The sequence below is a fragment of the Nitrospira marina genome (assembly GCF_059568365.1).
Genome location: NZ_JCANTH010000001.1, coordinates 2,536,762 through 2,562,412 on the forward strand (window position 1 = coordinate 2,536,762; position 25,651 = coordinate 2,562,412).

28 protein-coding genes and 1 tRNA gene are annotated in these 25,651 nt (G+C 52.1%); 7 read left to right on the top strand and 22 right to left on the bottom strand.

What is annotated here, in order from left to right; genetic code table 11:
- Positions 1–1,374: a DUF4340 domain-containing protein gene (locus LX98_RS10545; RefSeq protein ID WP_496428857.1), complete on the top strand. Its 1,374-nt coding sequence runs from the start codon at positions 1–3 to the stop codon at positions 1,372–1,374.
- A gap of 124 nt (positions 1,375–1,498) precedes the next feature.
- Here the strand turns inward: LX98_RS10545 and LX98_RS10550 are convergent, their stop codons facing one another.
- A complete protein-coding gene (locus LX98_RS10550; RefSeq protein WP_496428858.1) occupies positions 1,499–1,693 on the bottom strand; it encodes a hypothetical protein in 195 nt (64 codons plus the stop codon).
- Between the two features lie 123 nt (positions 1,694–1,816).
- On the opposite strand from LX98_RS10550, the gene LX98_RS10555 reads away from it, so the two are divergent.
- The gene (locus LX98_RS10555; protein ID WP_496428859.1) at positions 1,817–1,966 is read left to right on the top strand and encodes a hypothetical protein; all 150 of its coding nucleotides are present in this window, start codon (positions 1,817–1,819) and stop codon (positions 1,964–1,966) included.
- A 155-nt stretch (positions 1,967–2,121) separates the two neighbouring features.
- Here the strand turns inward: LX98_RS10555 and LX98_RS10560 are convergent, their stop codons facing one another.
- Complete coding sequence (locus LX98_RS10560; protein WP_496428860.1) at positions 2,122–2,442, bottom strand: cupin domain-containing protein; 321 nt, start codon at positions 2,440–2,442, stop codon at positions 2,122–2,124.
- A 524-nt stretch (positions 2,443–2,966) separates the two neighbouring features.
- Here LX98_RS10560 and LX98_RS10565 point away from each other — a divergent pair.
- From LX98_RS10565 to LX98_RS10585, 5 genes are all read left to right on the top strand, one after another.
- Positions 2,967–3,602: a thioredoxin domain-containing protein gene (locus LX98_RS10565; protein ID WP_496428861.1), complete on the top strand. Its 636-nt coding sequence runs from the start codon at positions 2,967–2,969 to the stop codon at positions 3,600–3,602.
- A gap of 54 nt (positions 3,603–3,656) precedes the next feature.
- Positions 3,657–3,872 (top strand): hypothetical protein, encoded by a 216-nt coding sequence (locus LX98_RS10570; RefSeq protein ID WP_496428862.1) that lies wholly within the window; start codon positions 3,657–3,659, stop codon positions 3,870–3,872.
- A 125-nt stretch (positions 3,873–3,997) separates the two neighbouring features.
- Positions 3,998–4,327, top strand: coding sequence for a hypothetical protein (locus tag LX98_RS10575; RefSeq protein ID WP_496428863.1), 330 nt, complete (start codon positions 3,998–4,000; stop codon positions 4,325–4,327).
- Between the two features lie 685 nt (positions 4,328–5,012).
- Positions 5,013–5,103: transfer RNA gene (locus tag LX98_RS10580), tRNA-Ser, on the top strand.
- Between the two features lie 131 nt (positions 5,104–5,234).
- Positions 5,235–6,296: a hypothetical protein gene (locus LX98_RS10585; protein WP_496428864.1), complete on the top strand. Its 1,062-nt coding sequence runs from the start codon at positions 5,235–5,237 to the stop codon at positions 6,294–6,296.
- A gap of 275 nt (positions 6,297–6,571) precedes the next feature.
- On the opposite strand, the gene waaF (LX98_RS10590) is transcribed toward LX98_RS10585, so the two are convergent.
- From waaF (LX98_RS10590) to lpxA, 20 genes are all read right to left on the bottom strand, one after another.
- A complete protein-coding gene (waaF, locus tag LX98_RS10590; RefSeq protein WP_496428865.1) occupies positions 6,572–7,570 on the bottom strand; it encodes a lipopolysaccharide heptosyltransferase II in 999 nt (332 codons plus the stop codon).
- Between the two features lie 81 nt (positions 7,571–7,651).
- Complete coding sequence (locus LX98_RS10595) at positions 7,652–8,269, bottom strand: hypothetical protein (protein WP_496428866.1); 618 nt, start codon at positions 8,267–8,269, stop codon at positions 7,652–7,654.
- Between the two features lie 110 nt (positions 8,270–8,379).
- Positions 8,380–8,700 (bottom strand): hypothetical protein, encoded by a 321-nt coding sequence (locus LX98_RS10600; protein WP_496428867.1) that lies wholly within the window; start codon positions 8,698–8,700, stop codon positions 8,380–8,382.
- 25 nt (positions 8,701–8,725) lie between these two features.
- A complete protein-coding gene (locus LX98_RS10605; RefSeq protein WP_496428868.1) occupies positions 8,726–9,886 on the bottom strand; it encodes a glycosyltransferase in 1,161 nt (386 codons plus the stop codon).
- Complete coding sequence (locus tag LX98_RS10610; RefSeq protein WP_496428869.1) at positions 9,883–10,740, bottom strand: glycosyltransferase; 858 nt, start codon at positions 10,738–10,740, stop codon at positions 9,883–9,885. The genes LX98_RS10605 and LX98_RS10610 overlap by 4 nt, the downstream gene beginning before the upstream one ends.
- A 154-nt stretch (positions 10,741–10,894) precedes the next feature.
- Positions 10,895–11,665 (bottom strand): polysaccharide deacetylase family protein, encoded by a 771-nt coding sequence (locus LX98_RS10615; RefSeq protein ID WP_496428870.1) that lies wholly within the window; start codon positions 11,663–11,665, stop codon positions 10,895–10,897.
- A gap of 57 nt (positions 11,666–11,722) precedes the next feature.
- Positions 11,723–12,928, bottom strand: coding sequence for a glycosyltransferase (locus LX98_RS10620; protein WP_496428871.1), 1,206 nt, complete (start codon positions 12,926–12,928; stop codon positions 11,723–11,725).
- Positions 12,929–12,932: 4 nt separating this feature from the next.
- A complete protein-coding gene (locus LX98_RS10625; RefSeq protein WP_496428872.1) occupies positions 12,933–13,700 on the bottom strand; it encodes a glycosyltransferase in 768 nt (255 codons plus the stop codon).
- A gap of 30 nt (positions 13,701–13,730) precedes the next feature.
- Positions 13,731–14,831 (bottom strand): glycosyltransferase family 9 protein, encoded by a 1,101-nt coding sequence (locus tag LX98_RS10630; RefSeq protein WP_496428873.1) that lies wholly within the window; start codon positions 14,829–14,831, stop codon positions 13,731–13,733.
- Positions 14,832–14,906: 75 nt separating this feature from the next.
- On the bottom strand, positions 14,907–15,509 hold the full coding sequence (locus LX98_RS10635) for an HAD-IIIA family hydrolase (RefSeq protein WP_496428874.1): 603 nt from the start codon (positions 15,507–15,509) through the stop codon (positions 14,907–14,909).
- Positions 15,506–16,594, bottom strand: coding sequence for a lipopolysaccharide heptosyltransferase II (waaF, locus tag LX98_RS10640; RefSeq protein WP_496428875.1), 1,089 nt, complete (start codon positions 16,592–16,594; stop codon positions 15,506–15,508). Before waaF (LX98_RS10640) ends, LX98_RS10635 begins: the two co-directional genes overlap by 4 nt.
- Before the next feature lie 68 nt (positions 16,595–16,662).
- Positions 16,663–17,763, bottom strand: coding sequence for a tetraacyldisaccharide 4'-kinase (gene lpxK / locus LX98_RS10645; protein ID WP_496428876.1), 1,101 nt, complete (start codon positions 17,761–17,763; stop codon positions 16,663–16,665).
- A 55-nt stretch (positions 17,764–17,818) separates the two neighbouring features.
- Positions 17,819–19,177, bottom strand: coding sequence for a glycosyltransferase N-terminal domain-containing protein (locus tag LX98_RS10650; RefSeq protein WP_496428877.1), 1,359 nt, complete (start codon positions 19,175–19,177; stop codon positions 17,819–17,821).
- A 43-nt stretch (positions 19,178–19,220) separates the two neighbouring features.
- Positions 19,221–19,391: a hypothetical protein gene (locus tag LX98_RS10655; protein WP_496428878.1), complete on the bottom strand. Its 171-nt coding sequence runs from the start codon at positions 19,389–19,391 to the stop codon at positions 19,221–19,223.
- Between the two features lie 2 nt (positions 19,392–19,393).
- The gene (locus LX98_RS10660; protein ID WP_496428879.1) at positions 19,394–19,909 is read right to left on the bottom strand and encodes a DUF374 domain-containing protein; all 516 of its coding nucleotides are present in this window, start codon (positions 19,907–19,909) and stop codon (positions 19,394–19,396) included.
- A gap of 19 nt (positions 19,910–19,928) precedes the next feature.
- On the bottom strand, positions 19,929–21,683 hold the full coding sequence (gene msbA / locus LX98_RS10665; protein WP_496428880.1) for a lipid A export permease/ATP-binding protein MsbA: 1,755 nt from the start codon (positions 21,681–21,683) through the stop codon (positions 19,929–19,931).
- The gene (gene lpxB / locus LX98_RS10670; RefSeq protein WP_496428881.1) at positions 21,680–22,810 is read right to left on the bottom strand and encodes a lipid-A-disaccharide synthase; all 1,131 of its coding nucleotides are present in this window, start codon (positions 22,808–22,810) and stop codon (positions 21,680–21,682) included. Before lpxB ends, msbA begins: the two co-directional genes overlap by 4 nt.
- A 48-nt stretch (positions 22,811–22,858) precedes the next feature.
- Complete coding sequence (locus tag LX98_RS10675) at positions 22,859–23,815, bottom strand: Gfo/Idh/MocA family oxidoreductase (protein WP_496428882.1); 957 nt, start codon at positions 23,813–23,815, stop codon at positions 22,859–22,861.
- Positions 23,816–23,902: 87 nt separating this feature from the next.
- A complete protein-coding gene (locus LX98_RS10680; RefSeq protein ID WP_496428883.1) occupies positions 23,903–24,772 on the bottom strand; it encodes a UDP-2,3-diacylglucosamine diphosphatase LpxI domain-containing protein in 870 nt (289 codons plus the stop codon).
- 27 nt (positions 24,773–24,799) lie between these two features.
- Positions 24,800–25,609, bottom strand: coding sequence for an acyl-ACP--UDP-N-acetylglucosamine O-acyltransferase (lpxA, locus tag LX98_RS10685; RefSeq protein ID WP_496428884.1), 810 nt, complete (start codon positions 25,607–25,609; stop codon positions 24,800–24,802).
- Positions 25,610–25,651: the final 42 nt, after the last annotated feature.

Sequence of the window (25,651 nt, forward strand, 5' to 3'; positions counted from 1 at the left end):
ATGATAAATCCCGTTCGAGTAACGCTCATACTGGTTCTGGTCGTTCTAGGCTTGGGGGGCTACATCCTCCTCGTTGATATTCCACAATCCCGGCAACTGGAAAAACAGGAGACCCAGGAACGACAGATCCTGCCGTTTGATGACCGGGCTATCACGCAGATCACCTGGGCCACGCCCACGGAGACCATCCACCTCGAACGTGATGACCAATGGCGGTGGATGATAACCGAACCCATGCGATCCCCCGCGGATTCGCGTGAAATTCGTCGGATCCTGCGAGCCTTGACGATAGGAAAAATTAAACGACATATCGAGGATGGTCCAAGCAATTTGTCCGAATACGGATTAGAGCCCCCTTATCTGACCCTCACCCTGACCACTCCGACCGAGACGCAGGAAATGGCTCTAGGGGATGCCGGCCCCTTTGCTCCGTCCTTGTACGTCCAAACGAAACCTGACAATCAGGTCGTGCTGACAACTCTGGATGTGATGACTTTCGCCCAAAAGTCCCTCACGAACTTTCGGCTTAAAGACCTCTTGTTTTTCGAACGGGATCGAGTCCTGGAACTTCACATTCAGCTCGGACCAACTACCATGATCATGACACGAGTGGCAGGAGCCCATAGTTTGACGCCGAATTGGATGTTCCAAAGTCCGGTGAAGGGACCGGCAGACAAAACCGCCGTGGGCACACTCCTCATGGATTTAGGAGGCCTGGCCGCCACTGGATTCATTGACACCGAGGAAGAAAAGAAACGGATTCTGGGCCAACCGGCGCGCATTCAGGCTGAGATACAGATCGTAGAAGGCGCACGCACGCACCAGCTGGAACTCTATCAATTTGCTGATCCAGAAAAGGCCTATGCTATCACGTCCGCCTCCGGCCCTCTCTATGAGATCCCAGCGGGCATCTTAAAACCCATCACGCAAGGCATGTTTCATTTTCAGGACAAACGTCTCTTTGGTATGGAAATCGCCGATATCGCGATGCTGACAGTCCACACCCCCCAGGATCATTATGTTCTCATTAATCAACACGATGAGTGGATCTTGGAGGACAATCCCTCAGCAGAGGTAAATCAGGAAGTTGTGAAACTTTTTGTCAGCCGGATCGTGGACGTCCCAGCAGAAATATTCCACCCTGATTCCTCTTCCGCCTCAACAGACCATGGGATGGCCTCACCCAACGCCACAATTTCTGGCATGAACCGAAAGGGACAGGAAATCGGACAATTAATTTTGGGGAAGAGAGAGCGAGGCCTGGTCTTCGCAAAAGGATCAAGCCTGCCGGGGTTATACCAGGTGCGATCAACGATTCTTGATCAAATTCCCTCCAAAACACAACTGATACGGCAGGCGGGCTCAACCGAATAGACTTCCTGCTCACTCCTTCATCGCCGCTTCAGGCCTGAAATGGTTTACTTATTTATTTTGCGCAGGTTCAAGAGCAACAGATAGTCACAATCATTATGAACCCTATACCTCCCCGAGCTCTCTCTTAACGTGCGGGAGCTTGTTGGCCTTCTTCCTGGCCCATTTTTTTAAAGAACCGATCGGAATCCTGCTGAATGTCCTTTTTTGACGGGTCGGATTGAGATTCGGGTGCGGAAGAACACCCCACCATCATCGCTCCCACCAAGAAAACAGAACACATGATAACAGTCACCTGAGTTGTGGCATTACTCCAATTCATGATCGTTTGCCTCCAGCATCAATTGAACCCGTGATGGGTATGTTTAGAACAGTGAAGCCATCATACCCTACATCGGACACTGAACATCGATCAATACACAGCCTTGAACCGACTGAATGATAGGTGCCTGGTACGGTCCTGGCCTTCTTCAAATGTCATTACCACACCCTTGATGCCGTACCCATCGCGGTGGCGGATGAAGGCATACGGCTCACGAAAATGGGCACTGGCCAAATCCCTCATAGCGGAAAGCCTGATCAATTACCCGATTAGTGCTAGGGCCATCGTCGAGCAAGTTAAACAATTGGTTTAAGTATGCCAATCGATGCCTCCACCAGCAAACGTTGACTCAATTCCGCTCCTTGCCTGTCTTTCTGAGTCAACATCATCAATTCTCCACAGCCTCACCAATTCCAATATTTTAGTCTCTAGCCGGGATTGGGAGCCATAAACACCAGCACTCGAAGCCGGTTCTTCGAATGGTTCACCACCCCATGCTCCTCACCAGCGGGAGCCATCGTCCCCTGCCCTTCCCCCAGGACCCGGCTTTCACTTCCGACCCGAAACGTGCCCTCCCCTTCTAAGACCAAATAGACCTTGTCCTGGTCGGCATGCACATGGCCTTTTTGCTCCTGACCGGGCTCAAAACCATACACATCACAAAAAAATCTCGGTGATTGAAACACATTCTGCTTCTTCATCTTTTCCTTCGAAAACTGGCCATAGTCTTTGACATTCACCACATTCACTTTATTGCCCTCCTCAATTGAACAATGCCGATACCGCCTCCACCATTCTCTCCATAATCCAAAAAAAATTCTCCTACCCCGAATAATCCCTCACCATCCCGAATCTCCCCGAGGCGATTTCACTTTCTAGGAGTGTTGAATACTACTAAGTTCCAAAGGCATATTGACCCACAGGCACATTGCCTATCAGAGGTCTCTGGGCTGTTAAAAAAAATTTGTCCAGTCCTGCCCTGAGTCGTGTCGAAGGAAAGGTCGCGAAGTGCCTGCCGTCTCCCGAATGCCACAACTTTATGTTTTGCGCGCAGAGCGAACTTCCAGTACGTGAGCACGGAAAAATGGCAAGAACGCCGCTGGCGCCTTTTTTCAACAGCCCCTTTCCAGAAACCTTGAAGGACCCTAGGTTCAGTCTGATATGATGGCCTAACGTGGGCGTGTCTCCAAGAACGGAGCATGTTACCCTAACAGGCTCCAGGGATTCGAGAAAAAAGTCCAAAAATAGGATCGAAATCAAGAAAGGATCAAGCATGAAATCAGGACAGACGCAGGTTTCCCGCATTATTGGAGGAATACTCCTGATCAGCCTGCTCGGATGGGCCAATGTGGCCTTGAGCAAGATACAGGGCGAATACGAACTGATGGAGGGGGAGCCGTCCCAACATGAAGCCGGCAAGGTCATTCTGTTTGAATTCGCTGACTTTTACTGCTCACATTGCCACATGTTCGAACGGGTTGTCGGAACGAAACTGAAAAAGGAATTTGGCGACAAGTTGGAGATTAGAATGGTGGGGTTTCCCGTCATACCCGGCAAACTTCCGACTGCCTTTGAAATGTACAATCAGGCCGTCACCATGGGCAAAGGGCCGGAAATGAAACAACTCCTCTTTCAGGCCATTCACGAAAAAGATATTCAAGTCTTCGATAAGACCATGCGTTCCCTCCTTCTAAAAGAGATCGGGCTCGATCCGAAAGAATTTGAAACAGGACTCGCCAGTGGAAAGCCTTTCAAAACCCTAGCGAAAGGCCGGACGTGGGGGGAACGAATCAAGGTCACCCATACGCCAACCGTGCTCTTGGATGGAAACATTCGCGTGGCGAACTTAACCGCCGAAAACCTCAAAACAGTGATCGAAAGCATTCTCAACCAGGACAGTAAATCTTAATGTAAACGATAAATGTATCAATCCATTTCAAATCGACAGCAAAGGAATGACACCATGGGACGAAAAAAATCTGATGACGAACTTTTCCCTGAAATGGCCGCAATGCTCGAAGGGATGCAGGAACTGATGTGCGATGAAGATGGCAAACCGCTCTCTCCCGATCACCCTCAATATCAAAAGCTTACTGGGCTTATGGAAAACATTGCCACCCGAGCCCGGAAACGAAACCAGCAAGATCCTTCGACCTCAGGCCAACACGGAACCGCGTAATTCCGAATATTGGCTCATAGGCTCTACACCTTCGATTGATTCCTCGCAGGCCTTCCCGTCGAAGTGGGGAACATGAAAATTACCGGTGGACCAATTACAACTTCGCACGAGAAGGGAATGATATTATGGGGACCGATCCTGCCAGCCTACAAAGAATCAAAACGTTCATGGAGCTTGTCCGGCGAGCGAAGCAACACAAGGCTGAGCCTACCTTTGTCAGTACTCCAACCGAACATGGCGATAACATTAATGTGGCCGCTACGATCGAAGGGAAACAGGCAACTGCCGGGATATTATTTTGGGATGTCAGTTTATTACAAAATAACGGGTTGGCCGATACGTTGGACGAAGAAGATCTCGCTCTTGGATTAAACATCACGGATGGCCTGGTTGAAGATGCCGAAAAAATTCTGGCATTCGTGGATACCGAACTCGCGAAATTAGCTTCCACATAAAAGCCCCGTGTGTGAACCTAGTCAGCTCCACTCTCGCAAAAAACCATAAGCCTCTAAGCTTCACTACCTTCAGTTGCCGGAAAATAAAAAGGACAAGATACGCCGGTGAGATAGATGCTTTCGATTCAACTACGAAAAACCTGGTTGAGATTTCAAACCACCCAAATGCTGAACGATGGAGGTCACCGCCTGCGCTCGCGTGGCACTTTCCTCCATTTCGCATAGGTGTCCACCGTTCCTGCACTCGTCAACGTCGTCGTATAGGTGAGGTGATGCGGACTCATGCCACTTGGGCACCACCATCACCGCATCGGCCACGACGGTCCCTCTTAGTTGATTGGCCAAGATCACGCGATTGATTCTGGCCCGGCGTCATCACATAGGTCCCCAACACCTGCCATTGTCCGATGGTTGATGGGATGATAACCGCGACCCGACAGCCTATCTCTGCGACTCATTTCATCTTACAAAAAGCTTGTGGAAAATATATCCAAAAACAGTTTGGGCATGGTAGGATCACCATTCCGGCGGATAGGAATATGTATGTGAGGAAATCATTGGCACATTGTTTGGTGATTGGATTTTCCAACAAGCGGTTCAACCGCAATCCGGATGCAATCTGCTCTTGAAGTTACCCATGCTGTTACTCTATAAGTAGTCTCAATCAATTGACATACACTTGCGCGGAGAGGTGGCCGAGTGGCCGAAGGCAACGGTTTGCTAAACCGTCGTAGGTCAAAAGCCTACCGCGGGTTCAAATCCCGCCCTCTCCGCCATATTTTCCGTCAAATTTTCCGGATCTGCCTTCGTGCCTTAACTTTCACCCCTTCCTCTGGCCACTTCTACCCGGTATCGTTGGAACCGAATAATCCACCTGCCCCGCATTTCGCTTTGCTGAATATGACCCATGCGTGAACATCGTTGGGAAACCCAATCGACGCTCTCCTTCGAGGACATTTTATCGGTGGCGAGCAAATTGAGGCAGTTAGGCCTAACCTCCATCCATGAGGACAAGGAGATGATCGGCTATATCGAAGAATGGGAGGTGGACCATCCACAGCGCATCCAGGCCCTCGCCCCATGGCCCACCGAGGATGTTACGTTATTACATCTCCTCGACAACTGGCAGGGCGACTTTTTTTTATTGGCAGGCCACTACCACTCCATATTTCAAACGCATCAATCGGTAAACACGTACTGTTCGATCGCACATCCCTGGCGGATGACTCAGCCGCTGACAACCCTCCTGCCGGAGGCCTGGCTGTGGCTCGGATTCCGGCATACGCATGGATTCATTCGGGTCCGGGTTCATACCACCGAAGTCATGACACCAGGGGAAACCCTCGCCAAACCACGGGACCGGTTTTGGCTCACGGACCGGGAAAACGCCTTTCGGACCGCCATTCAGATCCTGGATCTTCCGATTGAGGTGACGCAAAAAGGCGCACGAGTGCTGCTGCAGACAGACCGAACGGATACTCCGCTCTTTTGCTCATGGCCGGATGCGTTTGGACCCTGCCAATTCGAACTCAACTCGCCGGATCCCTTTGAGTTTTTGGTGCCGGCCAGTCAATTGGCTGCGACCTACCAGGGAAAACCTGCGAATTTGCGTGTGTATCTTACAGGGTTTCCCGAACCCGCCCTCTTGGATTTTACTGGAATCACTCCCAACCCCCGGTTCATGTATCGCTGTTCTATTCACTGCACACTGTCCGATATGCCTGAGTTGCTTCAGCTCTTAGAGCCGCAAGGGCGGGTGTATGGGAGCCTGGCAGAATTCCAGACCGACTACCTCCTTCCTGAAGGGGAAGACGTCGCGGCCATCGTGGGATTGGTGGGAACAAATGGTGACTTTCGTCTGGAGATTCGCCTCAACCAACGACCTCTTCCTCATCAGGCCACGGAACAATGGCTGGAGGAACTGGTTGGTCATCCTCTCATCTATGCACCGCTACCCGCCTTCCCGTAAGAGAATGTTGAAAAAGGCTGCCAGCGGCGTTCTCGCCGCTTGGCCGTGCTCACGTACCCCTCCGTACACTCCGCTCGCCCAAGCAGCTGCGGCCTTGCCACGGGGACGGCGTGTCTCATGTCGGGGCTGGGCGGGCTACAAGAGGAGCCTTTTTGAACACTCCCTCATTGTCTTCAGGTTAGCCTCTGTCACTCATATACCGATGAAAAGGCAACATAATTGAATTCACCACCTCCCGTCACAAATGTATTGAGTTCCTGGGTGACCACGAACATTTACTCCAGGAACGGGCGCGCGGCCCGGCAGACTTCCTCGACTGATATTTGCCGCATACAACCTTCTTCTCCCCGGGAACACGCGTCATGAAAGCATTTTTCGCAGTCCAGGCCTTTATAAATCACAGAAACGTTTCCTCCCCTCGGACCCCACACATGAGGATCAGAGGGACCGAATAACCCCAGAACAGGACACCCGATTGCTGCGGCCATATGCATCGGGCCCCCATCGTTCCCGATAAATAAGGCGCTTCGCTTCATCACTGCCGCCAGTTGACGCAAACCGGTTTGCCCCATCACATTACGCGGTTTGGACCTGGTCAAATTGACAATCTGTTGTCCTATCAGCATCTCTGACTGGTGCCCGATCAAGGCCACGACCACTCCATGATCGGCCAGCCAATCGGCCAAGGCGGCAAATCGCTCAAGAGGCCAGGCTTTTTTGGCATATCGCGCTGGAGGATGAAGGAGCACCAATGGCGCCTGCCCGATCTGGAGCGAGGCCATCAGGTGATCGCCCTGCTCATGGTCCTCAGGTCGCAGATACCATTCCGGATTGCCCACGGGATCACTGATCCCTAAGGCGGGCAAGGCCTGGGCATGATAATCCACCATGTGCATGGAACCATAGGCTGATGGCAGCACATGCGTATACAGCTTTCCACGCCACCGATTCTCCCGATTAAACCCCAGCCTGACACCGGCACCGGTCCAATAGGTCAGAAATGCGGAGCGATCCCCATCCGTTAAATCCACGACCCCATCGAAACGAGCCTGACGCAGCGATTGGTAACACTCAAATTGTTGGCCCCATCCTTCACGAGGCAACACCATGATTGTCTCCAGATAGGGATTCCCGAACAACACACTCTCCGTTCCAGGATTCACCAGAAAGGTGAGTGACACACCGGGAAATCGCTTGTGCAGAATGGGGAGAAGAGGGGTGGATAACACGACATCCCCGATATACCGAAGTTTAATAAGTAAAAGACGTTTCACGTGAATCGAGACTTCGAGATTATCCTGAAAGGATAATTCTACAGGGGAACGGTTCGGGTTACACTTCGAGGGGCGTTCATTTCATGAATCCGTCTGATGGAACGGAAGGGTTGCTTGCCAGTAAGGCCATAAGACCGACACGGTATAGATTCCCAGTACATATTCTCCAAATTCTTCCAGCCCCATTAAGAATAGCTGTGCGTCTTCCAACCCAAGAATGGGAAGATAATAGCCATGCACTTTATCCACCACCACGCAGAAACTCAGCAGCAGGCCTCCCAGGGTCAATTGGCCAATCCAGGGAGCACGACTATTCCATGCTGCCGCCAGTCGTAACCAGATTCGAGAACAGAGGACTATTCCAATACCCATGACGGGAATAATCATACCCCCAATCACCAACAGCCGTTCCCAAAGCGGAAAGCTCGAGTTCCAATAATTCGCAAACTTATCAAAGTTCCATCCGGTCGCCCAGACATGCGCATCTAACTCCCGCAGCCCAAAGAGAAGGCAGAGAGCCGTGAGCCCCAACCACTCAATGCGATGGTGGGAATGACTGAGGCCCGCAATCAGGCACCACACCATGGCGACAAACCATACGCCCGCACTCATCATCTCAACCGGCCCGTTTTCTGAGGCAATGACGTCCCCCCACCCCGGCAGATTGGTAGACCATTTTGCCAGGAGCGTCATCGTCAAACAAAAAAAGAGCGCCTCCAAAAGGTTCCTCCAACACAGCCCGGCCTGCCCTTGACGTGTATCCCCGAGGAGTGAAGGCTTGTCCGAGGGCATTTGAAGGAATCCCGGTCTCATGTGACTCTGACTGACATCTCCAACAAAAACAGATAGAACCAGTGACAGCCGCCGGCAAGAATCAACGCCACGCCTCCAAAGAGTACCGCAGAGAGCCTCCTGCTCAGAAACCATCCGGCACTCACACATCCCATGACGACGAAATAGAGTCCAAGAATGAGAAATGCGAGCCCAATAAACCAAGCCACCAAAGCCATCCCCCCGAGGTCATAGATATACGGAAGTCCCTCCTGATAATACGGAACGCGAGGAAGCCCAACCGTGACACCTGCCGATAGCAATACCATCCAAGCCGGCCAGGACGTTATCCAAGCCATTGCCATTTTCATAAAGCACCTTTGGTTAGCCACGCACATCCCTATAGAGATTCAGCGTTTCCTGTGCCGCCCGCTCCCACGTAAATTGCTTGACCCGCTCGAACCCCTTGTTGCGTAATTGCGTTTGTAAGTCCCGATCACTCACCAGCCGTTCTATTTCCATCCCCAATTGTTCCGGATCCTGAGGGTGGACATAAAGAGCGGCATCCCCTGCGACTTCCGGCAAAGCACTTCCCGTCCCGGTAATGATCGGGGCACCACACGCCATGGCATCAAGAAGTGGAATGCCGAACCCCTCATAGAAGGACGGAAACACAAAGGCTTCCGCATGGGAATACAGTAGCCGTAATTCTTCGCTGGAAACATAACCAGGGCAACATACACAATCACTGATCCCCAAATCCCTGGCCGTCACCATCAGGCTGGCGCCCCGTGATTCTAACTCACCGATGGCCACAAGAGAGAACGATGAGGCAAGTCGTGGAGATCGGGCAAACGCCCTAAAAACTGCGGTATGGTTTTTCCGGGGTTCAGCTCCCCCCACAAACAGCACAAACGGACGGGCGGAAATGTGCAATCGAGTCCGGACCTCCTGAAACTTCTGGACATCCCGATCAGGTAACATGGCGGGAGACGGCCCGTGGTGGATCACCGTAATACGGTCGGACGGGAGATGAAACACCTCTTGAATTTCCCGAGAAGAAAATTCGGAGACTGCAACTACGCGAGAGACCTGCCTGGCACGCAAACCTAACTTCCAGGAGGAAAGCGCTTGGCCAAGGAGTTTCTTTGAATACTCTGGATGACGTGCCAACCAGACATCATGGATCGTGAGTATGGTGTGACGTTGGCCATAATCGGGAGCCTTGAAGTTGGTCCCATGAAAGATATCGAGCGGGGATTGATCTTTCTCCATTCGGCCAAACCCCCACGGGGACTTGGAGCATTTCACGGAGACATGCGACGGGAAATGAATCGGCAAGGGTTGGGAAGAACCACTCGATGAGGCAAAAGCCTCCCATTCAATATCCTGAGAAAAGGAAAACATGGCAGGGAAGAGACATCGGACATACTGTCCAATCCCGCTATAGGCGGAGCGCATGGGCCCGGCATCAAACCCGACGCGCATCAGGTGTCTGAACTGTTGTGAATCATCGGACAATGTCTTATCGCCAAGTTTTGTCATTCTGGCGGGAGGGTCGCCGCTCGCGAATTTATTACCTGAGAACATTCCTGTGCTTCGAGCTGTCTCATATGCCAGAGCTTGGCATATTTCACAAAGGTATACATACTGGATAGGGCGCTAACTAAAAACCCCGCCATGCCATCACGATAAGCCTTTCGGGCGAAATAGTATTTCGAAAACGTAAAGATCGGACGAAACAGGAGGTCTGTGCCACGCACATGGCGTTTGGTTCTGGCCCGGTCTTGAGCAGCCAACGTCGTAAAGTTCGGAAATTTTTCAAAATAATTGTGGAGCGTGGGCCTGGTGAGGTGCACCAATGGACACGAGAGATAAGCGGATTCTCCGGAAAAGATGAATTTATTGTGTGGCTCGGCGTCATCCAAATGGCCGATTCCCCGGCGGAACAGACGCAATTGATAATCGGGATAACACCCGGCGTTCAACACCAGAGAGCCAAAATAATAATTATGACGGGGGACATAGTAGGCCACAGGCCCATCCTTCGAACCGGCAGACAGCACGGCTTCTATCTCAGCCTGAAGTTCCGCAGGAATTCGCTCGTCGGAATCCAAAATAAACACCCAATCCGTGGTCGCTTGATCCATCGCATAATTTTTCTGATCCCCAAACCCTCGCCAGGGGCGTTGAAAAATCTTGTTCGTAAACGTTCTGGCAATATCCATGGTGCGATCCGTACTGAATGAATCCACCACGACGATTTCATCCATCCACCTTGCACTTTCCAAACACGGCTGGAGGTTTTTATCTTCGTTAAATGCCACCACGGCACAAGAGACCGTTTCCCGCTTGACCGAAGTGACACTCTTTTGGGCCGGACTATTCTGATTCTTCATAAGATGTATGATCCGTTATCACTTAATAAGAAAAGCCTATGGCCGCACAGAATCCTGGATTTTGCATTATCGTTTGTTGGTCCATCCCTGCGCATCAGGTATCCCACCCCACTTCTCTTCAACCGGCATGTTTCATATTCCAATCACATTTCCTTCACTGGACTTCAGATAGCCAAACCGTCCCATACGGCTGGATATATCGACACAGCTCCTCAAACACCACCATGCCATCGGCAACGTCCATGCACATCGGATGGGCAAGGACCGTCGCGGTTCCTCCTTGCTCGCATATACTCCGTATACTCGCCTTCACCCGATCGGCCCATTCCGTGATAGGCATTCGGTGGGTAAGACGCTCCGGCTTGGTTTTCCCATGTTGATATTTTCCATGTAACACATGTTCGTGATCCGGAAGAACATTCATCGGAACCGAACGATAGCCGGGACGCACCCATTCGGGGGAAATTTTCAAATCGGAGACCTCATCGGACACCACATGGATTCCACAGGATTCTAACAAGTGATCCGTATCAGCGGTTCGTATATAACTATGATTTCGCCAGGTCTGAATTCGTTGGCCCGTCACCTGTTGAATGCTGGCAATGGTCCTCTGAATATCACGAAGTTGGTGCGCAGTGGTTCCCCATGGCGTTCCATACACTTTTTTGAATATTCGAGACAACGGATCTCGAAAAGCCGCAAAGGTATGGCCACCAATTTCACAATGCCGCAGGCCCGATAGGATTTTCACCGTGTCCGGTTCTTCCTCACAGGCTTTTCCGGTAAAAAACAGCGTCACTTTCACTCCGTATTTCCCGGCAATATCACAATATTTCGCGGCCAATGCGACTTCTGTTTGAGAGGAAAATGGCGTATCGGTTCCCCGATACGAACGTTGGTGGACATCCCCTGTCAGACAAACCATGTTCGAGAATCCTTTGGGGCTCAACCCCGCTAAGTCGCTGGCATTTTCCACACCCGTTCAAGACCTCTTCACGACAACGGGGAAGTGTGATTGTATCAATTGCCGATATACCAACTCCGTTTGAGTCAGCATGTGATCCATGGAAAATCGTTCGTGAATAACCTGTCGCCCGATCTTTCCCATTCGGGTCGCGGCAATGGGATCAGATAGAAGACAGGCAATTTTCTCGGCTAAAATCTCGGGGTCTCCTGGAGGGACCAACAGTCCGCTCAGGCCATCCTGCACCACTTCGGGCACCCCTCCAACCGCAGAAGCGACCACAGGACGTTCCATGGCTAAGGCTTGAGTGAGAGATTGAGGAATACCCTCTTCAAAAGAAGGAATGACTACCACATCAAGTATCGCCAACAGAGCTGGCACATCCTGCCGAAACCCGATGAGATGCATACAGTGCTCCAAGCCAAGCTCTCGAATGCGACTCAACAGTGCCGGCTGTTCTCCGCCATCTCCGATGATGAGGCACTGGACGGTGGAAAAACGTTGCGTGAGCCACCGGACCGCCTCGATCAAGACCGCCATGCCCTTTTCCGGACGTAGAAAGGTGACAGCTCCAATCAGAGGGCCTTGGCTTCCAAGCCCCAAACTCATTCGTAAGGACGCATCCGGGGGTTGAGGATGGAACCGGTCCAAATCAACTCCCGTGGGAATCGAAATGACCCGGGAAGGGCTCAGCCGGTTTCCTGTCATCAATCCCTGTCTCACCGCCTCACCCGTGGTGGTGACGACATGCGGCAATTTTCCATAGAGGAGTTGGTGCCGCCACGTCCGTGAGACTGGCGTGCTTTTATGGCGGGTCCGGACAATGATGGGGCATCGGGACGAAATCCGTCCGGCAATCGACGCAGTCCAACTATCAAGAGACCCATGCGTATTGACCACATCAATCTCATAGTGTTTCAAGATTCGCAAATAGAAAGGGATTAACGTGATCCACCCTCGCTTGCCGGACGTGGTTGTTTTGACCTGGAGCCCTCGCTGTTTTGCCAGGGCGGCCAATTGACTCCCCTGAGGGGCAGCGACGACGACCGTATGGCCACGCTTGTCCATGCCTTGCGCTTCCTCCAACACGCGGTATTCCTGCCCTCCCATCCCTGAAGAAGATTCCGTGTGAAGAATGCGCATGGGTCTCTGATGGCGAGAAAGAGTCGGGTTTACCAGCGGCATCGACATTGGAGGATCAACGGGATCGCAGAGAAGGTCCATAGGATCAACTTTTTTGCATTTCCCACAACTTGGCGTATTTCACAAAGGTGTAATAGGCATACAAGATGGATAAAATCAGCCCCGGTTTTCGGTCCAACATCCCTCCCCGAAACACATACATTTTCAGAAAGGTAAATAAGGGACGAAGCACCAACTGATGGGGGCGGAATATCCGGCCTTCACGATGCATGTCCTCCGCCCGCAAGCTGGAATACCGATCCATTTTGCGAAAGTAGTGATCGATATCCCGAAAGGGAATCTGCTCCAGACTGGCATGAAGATACCCAAGTTTCCCCTTCAGCTCATAGCCCTCATGGACCAGCTCCTCTCGATAGCGCATATGTCCCTTATGAAAAAACTGTGGTTGCCGGTAATCAGGGTACCATCCACAATGCTTGATCCACCGCCCAAGGAAAAAATTTCTTCTGGGGATCTTATATGCCTGTGCCGAAGGCCCCTCCAGGAGCAACTGTTCGATTTCTTCCTGCACCGTTGGCGTCACCCGTTCATCCGTATCCAGGCTCAGTACCCAATCATGCGTGGCATGGGTCAGGGCGTGATTCCGAAGCACCCCAAACCCCTGGAAGGGATAGTGGAAAATCTTGGTGGTAAATTCACGGCAGATATCAGTGGTTCCATCCGTGCTATGAGAATCAATCACCACCAGTTCATCCACCCAATAAAGACTTTCTAAACATTTCCGCATGTTCGGTGCATCATTATAGGCAATCACCACAGCGGAAACTTTTTCTCTCGTGCGTTGTTCCGTCATGCGGTTTTTTCCTTCGACCTCCTCATAAATTTACGGTTTCGCCCAGAATTGGGTTGCCGGCATGCGATCGTCTTTTCGAGGAGAGAAGCCCCCGACGATGCCTTTGACCTCACGAAAGAGATTCTCGAGCGAAATCGATTCCATGCATTCCAGATAATTGGGATTTCTGCATGTTCGTGCTCCACAGGGACTGCAGGGCAATTCCCTGCGCACGATAACATGCTTTCCCAAGGGATAGGGACCTGTGGCTTTGGGATGCGTAGGGCCAAAGATCGCGACCACAGGAATGCCCACTCCCGCTGCAAGGTGAATGAGCGCCGAATCGTTTCCAATGAGCAGGTGCACTCTTCGCAAGAGTGAGGGTAATTGAGGAAGAGACAGTCGCCCGACCAGATTGATCAGACCCTGAGGCGCGAGACGGTCAAATTCCCCGGCAGCAGAGATGTCGGAAGCCCCACCCAAAAGTACAACACGAACATCGGGCCACTGCACCAGTTCGATGGCCAGATCCACAAACCGTTTAAACGGCCAGGACTTCATGGCAGCCCGTGTCCAAGGTGCCAAAGCAATCAAATGTTCATGGTCCAGGACGTGTGCATCCTGAAGCATCGTTTCGATTGTGAGACGATCGGTAGAGGATTGAGGCAGATGGAACACCGGAGTAGATGCGCGTGCGCCCAGAAATGTGGTGATCGCGACATTCCGGTCAACGGCATGGACCTCCAGCAAACGCCAGGGAGAAGGTTTCGTCTCGGGCAAAGGCACCTGATGTGTATAAAACCAGGTCGCCCCTTCCCTGGCTCGTGCAAAACCCACGCGGGTTCGAGCCCCAGTCATCACGCCAAAGATCCCTGAACGAAACAGCCCTTGAAAATCCACGACCAGATCGAACTGCCCTCTTCGGAGTGTACGAAATATATGCGGCCAATTCTGCCAAGACACATTCACAGACAAAATGTCATCGATATCGGGGTTCCCTTCCAGAATCGGCGCCCAGATCTCTTTAACCATCCAGGTCAGTCGGGCGTGCGGGAACCGCTGACGCAACGCAGCCACCGCTGGAAGAGCATGAACAATATCGCCCAGCGAACTTAATTTGATGACCAGGATGCGCTGAGGAGTGATGTCCATACGTACCCGCGAGAAACCTTTAGCCCATCGAGAACATACAATATTCCCATAACGCGCATGAATGGATTAGCGGCTTCATCGGTTTTGCCTGATTCGGCTGTCTCGGTTCATGATCTGCTGTTCTATCCAGTCCACGGCATGTACAAAGCTGTTCGCGACATAGGCAATGGGCACCTGTCCCGCGTCTCTCGCCCTCACCACGTCCGCACTATACGAACTCGTCATGACCAGGACACCGGGTACCGAGGCGGTGCGAGCCGCCTCTAAATCACTGCGTTTGTCCCCGACCAGATAACACTGCGATACATCGAGAGCAAATCGAGTGATCGCTTGCTGAATTAAACCCGCTTTGGGCTTTCGACATCCACATCCGTCTTGAGGATGATGAGGGCAAAAGAAAATACCATCAATCCTGGCTCCATAAGGACGAATCAACTCGGCCAGCCTCTCATGGATCGACTCCAACCCTTCGATGGTCATCATCCCCCGACCAATGGCCGATTGATTGGTGACCAGAAGCACCATAACCCCTAAGTGGTTTAATCGGGCGATAGCTTCAGGGACTCCGGAAAACAACACCAATTGTTGGGGAGAAGTGACATACCCCGTATCGTGGTTCAAGGTGCCATCCCGATCCAAGAACACGGCCGTACCCGGTGCGGCAGAATCATTTCTCATCCAACATGCCCTCTGATCCGACCCTCGTTCGAGTAGCCTGATGACATCCTGATTTGAGACAGCGCGACGTCCACAACCTGCTCAACGGACACTTGTGTCATGCAACGATGATCAATCGGGCAGGCGCGCAATAGACAGGGTGCACAACGGACCGATGCCGTCACCACGCCACTGAATTGTCCCTGAGGACTTGTCGTGGAGGGATTTGTTGAACCAAAAATCGCCGCGACCGGTACCCCAAGAGCCTGTGCGACATGCATGGGTCCCGTGTCGTTGGTAACCAAGACGGAGCAGCGTGTCAACACTCCCATTAATTCCTGTATGGTGGTTCTTCCTGACAGGACAATCGGCTCATACCGCATCCGTCTGGCGATGTTTTGCGCAAGCGCTTCTTCTCCTTTGCCTCCAATCAGGACACAGCGGACAAACGGAGCCCCCGGAAATTCTTTTCTCATTCGCTCGACCAGCCGATCACCCACCTCTGCGAAACGATCCGGGATCCATCGCTTGGCCGATCCATACACCGAACCGGGATTGATCCCAATGACCAGACCCTCTAATGGAAAAAATATCTCAGGAAACTGTCTTGCACATGCATGCTGCACCTCAGGAGAGAGAAAAAGTTGAGGGGTCCCGTCGTTTTTCCCGGGAGAGTGTGTGATGGACTTCACGAGTTCCTGATAATACGCCGTATGATGCAGGGTAGCCCGATCCGGCTTGGGCACAGGCTCGGACAGAAGCCAACGCCGTCCGTCCGTCGCATATCCGATGCGGGAGGGGATGCCGGCCACCCAGGCAATGAGGGCCGCTTCAAAGGCATTCTGGAATAACACCGCACGATCAAATTTCATTCTTTTCACAAGTTGAATGAGGTGCCAGATGCCGAAAAGGCCCTGATGTTCCCCTTGATGGACATACATCATGACCTCATCCACGCCCGGATGTCCTTCCAACAATTCTCCGATGATCGGCCTGGCCAACACCGTGATCTTGGCATGCGGATCATGATTCCGTAAATCCATGAGAGCCGGTAAGCACATCACGGCATCTCCGATCCAGTTGGGAACACGGACGAGAATGTTCATCAGAAAACGATATGCCCTCTCACATGAACCGGTCTGCTTGACCCTATCTGACCACCCATATCTGTGTCCTATGGACAGATGGTATGGAGCTGTCCACGTAACTGGTCTTCCCCTTGAGTTATCCGAACTTGCACATCCAGCGCCCATAGAGGGTCATCACATTTCAGGTGCTCTCTAATTTTCACAGCATCTTTTTCTGTTGTGATCGCGAGAGCAAGCCCTAACCGTCCCATCTTTAAACGAATAGCTTCAACATCTTTTTCTGAATAGGCAAAATGATCGGGGTATTGAATCTCTTCATCCACCGTCAACCCACAGGAGACCACACTCGATCGAAAGGAGGCGGGATTGCCTATCCCGCTAAAGAGCAAACAGGATGCCCCCTTAAAGGCCCCGGCCGGTTGAGGTTTCCCTGTCGCAATATGCGTGAACATTCCAGGTTCGGTTTCCAGACGCAAGGGGACAATGGACCTTCCCACGCTCTGTTCGATTCGATTCAGAAGTGATGATACCGATACAACTCGTTCCGTTCGACTGAAGACGATCGTCGTGGCCCACTTTGCTGCGGACAGCGGTTCACGCATTCGACCGGCGGGCACAACTCCCCTTAAGCCCTCAACATCGGTCGCATCAAATACGAGCACGTCCAGATCGCGATATAGAGAAAGATGCTGGAAGCCATCATCAAGAAGAAAGCAATCGCATGAGGCCTGCTCTAACACCCAGTGTCCCAGGCGATACCGATCGGTTCCCACAGCCACAATCGCCCATGGGCACTTGCGTGCCATCAGCATGGCCTCATCCCCTACCGATCGCCAATCTCCTTTCAGCGAGACGCCATCAGAGACCAACCTATTCACTACCGGACGTTGTCTTCCATACCCTCGGCTTAAAATTGCAACCCGCTTGCCCCGCTCATGAAGTCTGGCGGCCAACCACATCACCAATGGTGTCTTCCCGGTTCCCCCCACGGTCATATTGCCCACACTGATTACCGGTTTTGGCAATCGATGTTGAGAAAACCAGCCACGTTGATAGGCCGTCCTCCGTAAATGACCGACTGCACCATAGGGAACGGCACACCACCGGAGAATCCATGGGCAACGCCGGTCCAACCAACGCCAGAGCCGTTCCGGGTTCACACCAAGCGAAGGAGACGTCGTGTTCACGAAGGACACATGGCGGAGATCATATTCTCTCCTTATTCAAGGCTCTAACGGAAGCTTATCGGAGCACTTCTTGAGATGTTCGTGAAGACCCTTTCGCCGACAAAGAGAAAAAAGCCGAATTGTCTTTGTTCAACAATTGATCAATCCATTGAAGATTCCTCGTGACGACGCCCCGATGGGTGCGGACCATTTCCAACGCCCTTTGGCCCATCTCTTCGGCTGCCGAAGGATGTGCGATCAGACGAACCAATTGAGAGGCCAAATCCTCCTGATTCTGAATTTGTATGCCTCCCCCTGCTCCCAGAAGCCGTCCGGCAATGTCCCGGCAATGATCGACATGGGGACCAAATAGAACGGGGCGACCCCATTGTGCAGGCTCCAACAGATTATGTCCGCCAACCGGAACCAGTGTACCTCCCACAAAAGTAACCCAGGCCTCCCGGTAGACAAAGGGCAATTCCCCTCTGGTGTCCAACACGATGACGCGAGGGCCCTTCTGAACAGCCTGATCTCCGACATCCTGCGCCAAACGGCTGCGACGGACACAAGCGAAGCCATACTGTTGAATAACCTGTTCAAGCTTAGCCACACGCTCGATATGGCGTGGAGCCATCACCAATACCGCCTGAGGGTGTTGGGCAATCACCTGCCGGTAGGCATCCAACAAACACTCTTCTTCCTGAGGGTGCGTACTTCCAGCCACAACCAGCCGCTCAGCGGCTTGGCACCTAAAGAGTGCCCTGAACGAAACATGGCCATCGGCAGCCTGTGCTTGCTCAAACCCTTGATCAAACTTCATATTGCCGGTGACATGAATGGCATTTGGCTTGACGCCCAAGTGTCCGATGCGTTCAGCATCGTGTTCCGATTGCATTAAGGCCAGATCGAGACAGCTCAACACCTGCTTCATCATACCTCTAACCCAGCGATATCTGGCAAAGGATCGTGAAGAAACTCTCCCGTTGACAAGACAGATCGGCACCCGATGCCCTTCAAGATTTTTCAGCAGATTGGGCCAGAATTCTGATTCGACCAAAATAAAAAGCCGGGGCTGAAGTATCCGGATATACCGGTCAACTGCCCACCAAAAATCAACGGGAGCATAACAATGAACAGCCACACCCTCCAAACGCTTGATCACGACTTCCCGACCAGTCTCCGTGACCGTGGACACGACCAAGGGCCATTGAGGATACCGCTCCTTCATCGCGTGGAGCAGCGGAACGATCGTGGCCACCTCGCCTAAGGAGACGGCATGAATCCAGATGACCGGTTTTTGCAGATTCCGCAATTCGACAGGAACCGCCCCAAGCCGGCACCATAGGCCGCGTTGACTGCGTTTTTTTGTCAGCAGGAGTCCGATGATAACGGGAAAGGCCAGAACCAGCAGCACATTATACATTACATAATACATGAGTCGGTCACCGATCGAAGGTCTCATTCATATCGGTCAGATTCTAAGAAGACATTCGGCGGAGAAATGATTCAACCGGGTTGGAATCCTGAACAGCCAATTCCGCTTGAGCCGTAAGCCGGTTCAACGAACCTTCCAGCTCCAACCCGGGACCGGACAGCTGCTCGTTGGAAAGATCCCGGCTTACCCAGATGGGTGGGCCCCATACAAACAACCCTACCCCACCGGGATAGGGAATCTGGAAGTGATCCCAACTCGTAAAGACTTTTTTTTTGAGCAGGCAAAGGTTAAAGGGATTATGGGCAATCCCGTCATTTTTGCCAGATAAATCACTCCCGATTGTACCGTGCAGGCTGGTCCCTTCGGACCATCGGGCGTCACAACCAGATCTCCACCATTCCGCCCGGCCTTCAACAATTGCCTGGTCGCTCGAAGTCCCCCGCGTGTGCTCGACCCCCGAATGGACTGAAATCCAAAATATCCCATGATTCGCGCGATGATTTCTCCATCCCGATGTTGGCTAATCAAAATTGCGGCCTGTTGCCCACGGTAAGCCAACGGCATCATCAACTGACGGCCATGCCAAAAGGCAATAATGATCTGTCGCCCTTGACGGTACAACTCGTCCACGGTTTCCTCACCGACAGTGGATAGACGCATCGTATGCCCCAAAAGACGAATCATGTGAGCGGCCAATGGCGGAGCGACGGACAGTTTAATCCAATTCAACATAGGAACGGCGTTCTTCAATTTAGGAGGTCGTCGGTAACGGTTCGGGTTGAGTCAGTAAAAATTGCGTCTGATACAATCGAGTATAAAGACCTCCCTGTTGAAGCAAACTGGCATGAGTGCCGATCTCTTCAATTTTTCCGCGATTCATCACCACGATACGATCGGCATGTTGAACCGTGGACAATCGGTGGGCGATGATCAACGTCGTTCGGGCTTTTACCAGATTTGCCAGAGCTTTCTGCACCAACTTCTCAGATTCCGAATCCAGAGCGGACGTCGCCTCGTCCAGAATCAGAATCGGGGGATCCCGCAGAATTGCCCTGGCAATCGCGAGTCGTTGACGTTGTCCACCCGATAATCGTAGTCCATTTTCACCAACCAGCGTATCCAGTCCCTGAGGGAGTCGCTCAATAAATTCCCAGGCAAAGGCGGCGCGAGCCGCCTCAATGACAGCCTCTTCACTCGCATCCAGACGGCCATAGGCGATATTATTTCTGATCGTATCATCAAATAACACAGTTTCTTGAGATACGATGCCAATCTGCCGCCTCAGAGACGATCGATCAACCAGGCGAATATCCTCACCATCAATTTTCACGGCTCCTTCCGTCGGACGATAAAACCGTGGGACCAGGCTCACGAGAGTGGTTTTTCCACTACCACTGGCCCCGACGAAGGCCACCACTTCCCCGACGTTGATCGTGAAATTGATCTCGTGCAAGGCCGCCTCGTCAGAGCCTTCATATCTGAAGTTGACACCGGAAAATTCCAAATTTTTCGCCATGGGTGGAAGAATTTTTTTGCCTTCGTCTTTCGCTAATTCACTTTCCAGGTCGAGGACTTGAAACACTCGCTGAGCCCCCGCAAGCGCACGCTGAACAGACTCATTGGCTCCGGACATTTTCCGGAGAGGGGCATACGCCATGAACATGGCGGCCAAAAAGGAAAAGAACTCTCCCGGCTTCATCTCTCCGGCAATGACTAATCCTCCCCCATACCAGATAATAAAGGCCACACCACAGACTCCAATGACTTCCAGAAGTGGAGAGGCCATCGCTGAGGTTTGAGACGACTTCACTTTTGCTGTCCGAAAAGCTTGATTCGTCAGCGAGAATCGGTCAGCCTCCTTTTCTTCCTGACCGTAGGCCTTCACGATCTTGATACCGGAAAAGGCTTCTTTTAGGACGGAAGCCATTTTTCCAATGGATTCCTGGCCACGTTTTGAAAGTTTACGAATCCGCCGGCCGACCCGGACCAACACCAATGAGGAGAAGGGTAATACGACCAACACAATCGTCGCGAGTTTCCAATTTTGATAAAAGACCACGGACAGCATCGCCACAAACGTCAGCCCCTGTTGAAAGATATCTTTCAACACACTGGGAATGGCATTCGCCATTTCGTTGACATCGCTAATCACCCTGGCCATCAACCGTCCTGACGAATTCGCATCGTGAAAACGAATAGGCAGGCGCACGATATGAATAAACAGTTGTTGGCGAATATCGGACACCAGCCAGTGGCCCACATAACTCATGAGATAACCCTGTCCATAGGCAAAGGAGGCTTTCAAAATCGCGACACCCAGAACAGCCAACGGAAGGATAAGCAACATCTCTTGATTCCGCTCAATGAAAATTCCATCCAGAACCGGTTGGACCAGCCAGGCATAGACCGCTGATAATCCTGCCACCCCGGCAGAACAGACAAAGGCGCCAAGCAACCGCAGGCGATACTCCTTCAGATAAGACACGATTCGCCAAAAGGTCCTCATACGGTCGCCTCAGCAAGGATACATGCTGCAGCCCGTTTCGACGCTCCCGCCCCACCCAGAGCCCTCCGAATGGCGTGGAAAGCCTGGGTCATGTCGTGTTGGCGGCGAACGTCTTGCAAGATGCCTAAGGCTTCATGGGCAATATAATCCGGGGTCATACGATCCTGAATCAGCTCCGGAACAATTTCTTGACCGGCTAAAATATTCACGAGACTAATATAAGGAATTTTAACCAGACGTTTGGCAATATGATAGGTCAAGGGGGATGTTCGATAGACCACGACCATCGGTGTTCCAATCAGTGCCGCTTGCAACGTCGCCGTCCCGGAGGTCACCAGTAAAAGATTTGAAGCCGCCATCACCTCATTTGGCAGCCCTTTGACTACCTTGACCTGTTGGCTAAAAGCTCCAAGGAGCTCATTCACTATCGAATCGGACAGTGAATGCGCTTGGGCAAGAAGGACTTGAACTCGAGGGTATTGAATCCGAATCTGTTCAACCGAACGCAGGAAGGCCGGCAACACTTCCCGGACTTCCCGGACACGACTCCCAGGCAGCAGGCCAATCACCAGATCCTCTCTGTTCAATCCTAATTCCTGACGCTCATGGACCATATCATAGGCAGGCTTTAGCTCATCCAATAATGGATGACCAACATACGTGCAGGGAATGCCGGCTTTTTGGAAATAGTCCTCTTCGAATGGAAGAATTGCTAACACATGGCTGATCACCCTTCGAATGAGTGTTAAACGACGGCTTCCCCATGCCCACACCTGAGGAGCAATATAATAGATGATTTTGTGTGACCTCTTTGCAATGGCCTTGGCCAGGCGAAGATTCAATCCCGGACTGTCGATGAGGATAATGACATCAAACCGTTCGCGCTGGAGGTAACTGGTTAGCGTTCGTAGGGTCATCCACCCCTGTATGAGCTGCCGGATTCCCGGAACGCCCATGGCATCGACCCGTTTGACATGCGGAAGAAGCGAGACTCCGGCTGCCAACATCCGACTGCCACCCACACCGATTAATTCCACACCGGGATTCAGTTCCCGAAGTGCCAGGGCTAAGTGCGCTCCGTGAATATCCCCGGACGTTTCACCGGTCACTAAAAAGATTTTTGACATCGGGACTCTAACAGACCGCTCATAGCACATAGCCCGCCCTGACGCGGATTACCGTGGCGAGTGCCCGGCATGTTGTTGAATGAGCGAGACCACTTGGGTTGCGACTCGCAGAGCTTCAACCCCTTCTTCTCCTGAGACACCTCGGGCGGAAGGATTTCCCAGAATCGATTGAATGAAGCAACCCAATTCACGAGTCAGGGCATCGCCTTCATCACCCTTGATATGTTGCGTTTCAACTTCAAACGTTCCACCTTCCAAACTTTTCCTGGTGTTCATCACAGCCTCTTTTCCACCAAAATCAACCGAGAGATAGCGATCCCGTTGATATACTCTGATCTTTCGCAGTCGTCCAGTCGAGATGCGGCTGGCAGTCAAATTCGCCAGACACCCGCTTTCAAAGAGAATTCGCACATTGGCAATATCGGGCAGATCGGTAAACACCGGCATGCCTCTCGCCTCTACCTGCAGGATAGGGCCTAACCCCAAGGATAACAACAGATCCAAATCATGAATCATGAGATCCCGTACCACATCGACATCGGTCCCTCGAGGCTGAAACGGACTTAGACGGTGACATTCAATAAAGCCAGGCTGACTCACGAGAGGACGCATCACTTCTACGATCGGATTAAATCGTTCTATATGCCCAACTTGCAGTATGGACCCCCGGACTTTTGCCAGTTCGACTAACTGCTCACCTTCCCACACATGGCTGGCAATTGGCTTTTCGACCAGAACATGACACCCGCGTTGCAAACAGGTCGTGACCACCACACCATGCGCCGAGGTCGGGACCGCCACACTCACCGCATCGACCAATGCCAGCAACTCGTCCACATCCTGGAAATACGACACTCCACATTCATCCGCCACCAGACGCCCGCGTGAAGTATCGGTATCAGAGACCCCAACTAAGGTCACCGAAGGCAGGGTTCCATAAATGCGGGCATGATGTCGGCCCAAATGACCAACACCAATCACCCCAACTCGTAAGGATTGTGTCATGTAGAGATCGGTCGTCGCTGAATTGGAGAACAGAGACAGCGGTTCCAGTTACACCACACGAAACACCACGATGGGGAACCCGTCCCCTTACCGTGATGGAGCATTGGAAGACGCGGCATGCGGAAAAGGGCCTGTAGGGGCAACTCCCACGATCGCGATACCTGCTGATCTGGCGTTCGCACACATCTCTTCTCGATCAAGAACGACGGTGCGCCCGGCTTCAATCGCGAGAACTGAAGCCTTAACCGCGACCATGGACTGTATGGTTTGAGGACCAACAGCCGGCAAATCAAACCGAAGATCCTGGTGCGGTTTCGTGCGTTTGACCACCACGGTTCCCTTGCCACCAAGTGTCCCTCCACGAGTAATGGTCCCATCCGTTCCCTCAACGGCTTCAACGGCGACAATCACCCGATTTTTCACCAGGACACATTGCCCAATATCTAACTTTCCCAAGGTTGCCAGGGTATCCCAACCAAATTGAATATCGTCCCACTCTTTGCTCGTCGGTTTCCTGTGGGCGAGATTGCCCTCTCTCGCCAGAATGCCTTCCAGGCCAAACGTGGACTCCCGAATCTGAATCCCTTCCCGCTCTAATTCTCCAGCCACCGCCCTGAGGATCGCATCGTCCTTCCAATGTTTCAGACGGCTAAAAATGGCCAAGGCCCGGAGGTCCGGCCGAAGTGCCGTAAAAACATGCGTTTTGTGGATGCCACCCAACATGACGGCCTGGCGGATGCCATCACCCTTTAATGCCGCCAAGGCCTTACTAAACTGCCCGACCTTGAGCCAATGAATGCGATCAACATGGGATTCAAGTTCCGGAAGAGTCTCGCCCACATGCGCAATGGCGGAAACCGAAAACCCTAACCGCCGGACATTATCGGCAAAAATAATCGGAAAGCGCCCGTTGCCCGCAATCAGTCCAATCCGCTCATCTTGCTCGGGAGAAATCATACCCTTCGCACCAGGTCAACACCAGCCTTACTCTTCTTCATCATCCAATTCCCGTGAGGACACCTGGCAGATCCCGCGACTGGTACTTTCCAAAAAGGTAAGTAACGTCATGACGTCTGTGCTTTCCCCGTACTCGTTACGAGCAAGTTTAATGGCTTCTTGCAGGCGATGTCCCTGTCGGAATAAGAGTTCAAATGCGGCCTTTAAGGTATTCATGCGTGCTCCGGAAAACCCATGGCGTCGCAAGGCGATCGTATTCAGCCCAAACATTTGTGCACGATAACCTCCTGCCGCACGAACAAACGGCGGGACATCCCGTCCTAAGGCGGAACACCCTCCCACCATCGCATATTCCCCAATCCGTACATATTGGTGGACCCCGACTAAGCCTCCGATCACGACAGAATTTCCCACTGAGACATGGCCGGCCAAGTTTGCCGCATTGGCCATCACAATATAATTACCCAGCTCACAATCATGAGCCACATGGGTATAGGCCATGAAAAAATTATGGTGCCCGATTCTGGTCACTCCGCTTCCAAAAGCTGTCCCTCGATTAATCGTCACATTCTCACGAACAATATTATGATCCCCGATACAAACTCTGGTGGGCTCATCTTTATATTGCAAATGCTGCGGAGGGGTTCCAATCGACACAAATGGGAAAAACCGGCAACACCGGCCAACGTCCGTATGCCCCTCTATACACACATGAGCCACTAATTCGGTTTGATCTCCAATCGTGACATGTTCACCCACGACGCAATAGGGCCCGATTACGACATCTTCACCTATTGTAGCTTTGGGATGGACAATTGCTGTGGGATGAATATTCATCAAATTCTCACTTTATTGCGTTGAACATGAATTCAAAGCCAG

What these genes read in the sequence shown, in the direction of transcription:
- LX98_RS10680 (WP_496428883.1), bottom strand. Translation starts at nt 24,772, where the DNA reads ATGATTTCTCCCGAGCAAGATGAGCGGATTGGACTGATTGCGGGCAAC.
- LX98_RS10660 (WP_496428879.1), bottom strand. Translation starts at nt 19,909, where the DNA reads ATGTTGAATTGGATTAAACTGTCCGTCGCTCCGCCATTGGCCGCTCAC.
- LX98_RS10635 (WP_496428874.1), bottom strand. Translation starts at nt 15,509, where the DNA reads ATGAGAAATGATTCTGCCGCACCGGGTACGGCCGTGTTCTTGGATCGG.
- LX98_RS10615 (WP_496428870.1), bottom strand. Translation starts at nt 11,665, where the DNA reads ATGGTTTGTCTGACAGGGGATGTCCACCAACGTTCGTATCGGGGAACC.
- waaF (WP_496428875.1), bottom strand. Translation starts at nt 16,594, where the DNA reads ATGAACATTCTCGTCCGTGTTCCCAACTGGATCGGAGATGCCGTGATG.
- LX98_RS10550 (WP_496428858.1), bottom strand. Translation starts at nt 1,693, where the DNA reads ATGAATTGGAGTAATGCCACAACTCAGGTGACTGTTATCATGTGTTCT.
- lpxB (WP_496428881.1), bottom strand. Translation starts at nt 22,810, where the DNA reads ATGTCAAAAATCTTTTTAGTGACCGGTGAAACGTCCGGGGATATTCAC.
- LX98_RS10625 (WP_496428872.1), bottom strand. Translation starts at nt 13,700, where the DNA reads ATGACGGAACAACGCACGAGAGAAAAAGTTTCCGCTGTGGTGATTGCC.
- LX98_RS10610 (WP_496428869.1), bottom strand. Translation starts at nt 10,740, where the DNA reads ATGAAGAATCAGAATAGTCCGGCCCAAAAGAGTGTCACTTCGGTCAAG.
- LX98_RS10650 (WP_496428877.1), bottom strand. Translation starts at nt 19,177, where the DNA reads ATGTATTATGTAATGTATAATGTGCTGCTGGTTCTGGCCTTTCCCGTT.
- LX98_RS10545 (WP_496428857.1), top strand. Translation starts at nt 1, where the DNA reads ATGATAAATCCCGTTCGAGTAACGCTCATACTGGTTCTGGTCGTTCTA.
- lpxA (WP_496428884.1), bottom strand. Translation starts at nt 25,609, where the DNA reads ATGAATATTCATCCCACAGCAATTGTCCATCCCAAAGCTACAATAGGT.
- msbA (WP_496428880.1), bottom strand. Translation starts at nt 21,683, where the DNA reads ATGAGGACCTTTTGGCGAATCGTGTCTTATCTGAAGGAGTATCGCCTG.
- LX98_RS10585 (WP_496428864.1), top strand. Translation starts at nt 5,235, where the DNA reads ATGCGTGAACATCGTTGGGAAACCCAATCGACGCTCTCCTTCGAGGAC.
- LX98_RS10575 (WP_496428863.1), top strand. Translation starts at nt 3,998, where the DNA reads ATGGGGACCGATCCTGCCAGCCTACAAAGAATCAAAACGTTCATGGAG.
- LX98_RS10570 (WP_496428862.1), top strand. Translation starts at nt 3,657, where the DNA reads ATGGGACGAAAAAAATCTGATGACGAACTTTTCCCTGAAATGGCCGCA.
- LX98_RS10605 (WP_496428868.1), bottom strand. Translation starts at nt 9,886, where the DNA reads ATGACAAAACTTGGCGATAAGACATTGTCCGATGATTCACAACAGTTC.
- LX98_RS10600 (WP_496428867.1), bottom strand. Translation starts at nt 8,700, where the DNA reads ATGGCTTGGATAACGTCCTGGCCGGCTTGGATGGTATTGCTATCGGCA.
- LX98_RS10675 (WP_496428882.1), bottom strand. Translation starts at nt 23,815, where the DNA reads ATGACACAATCCTTACGAGTTGGGGTGATTGGTGTTGGTCATTTGGGC.
- LX98_RS10620 (WP_496428871.1), bottom strand. Translation starts at nt 12,928, where the DNA reads ATGGACCTTCTCTGCGATCCCGTTGATCCTCCAATGTCGATGCCGCTG.
- LX98_RS10630 (WP_496428873.1), bottom strand. Translation starts at nt 14,831, where the DNA reads ATGGACATCACTCCTCAGCGCATCCTGGTCATCAAATTAAGTTCGCTG.
- LX98_RS10565 (WP_496428861.1), top strand. Translation starts at nt 2,967, where the DNA reads ATGAAATCAGGACAGACGCAGGTTTCCCGCATTATTGGAGGAATACTC.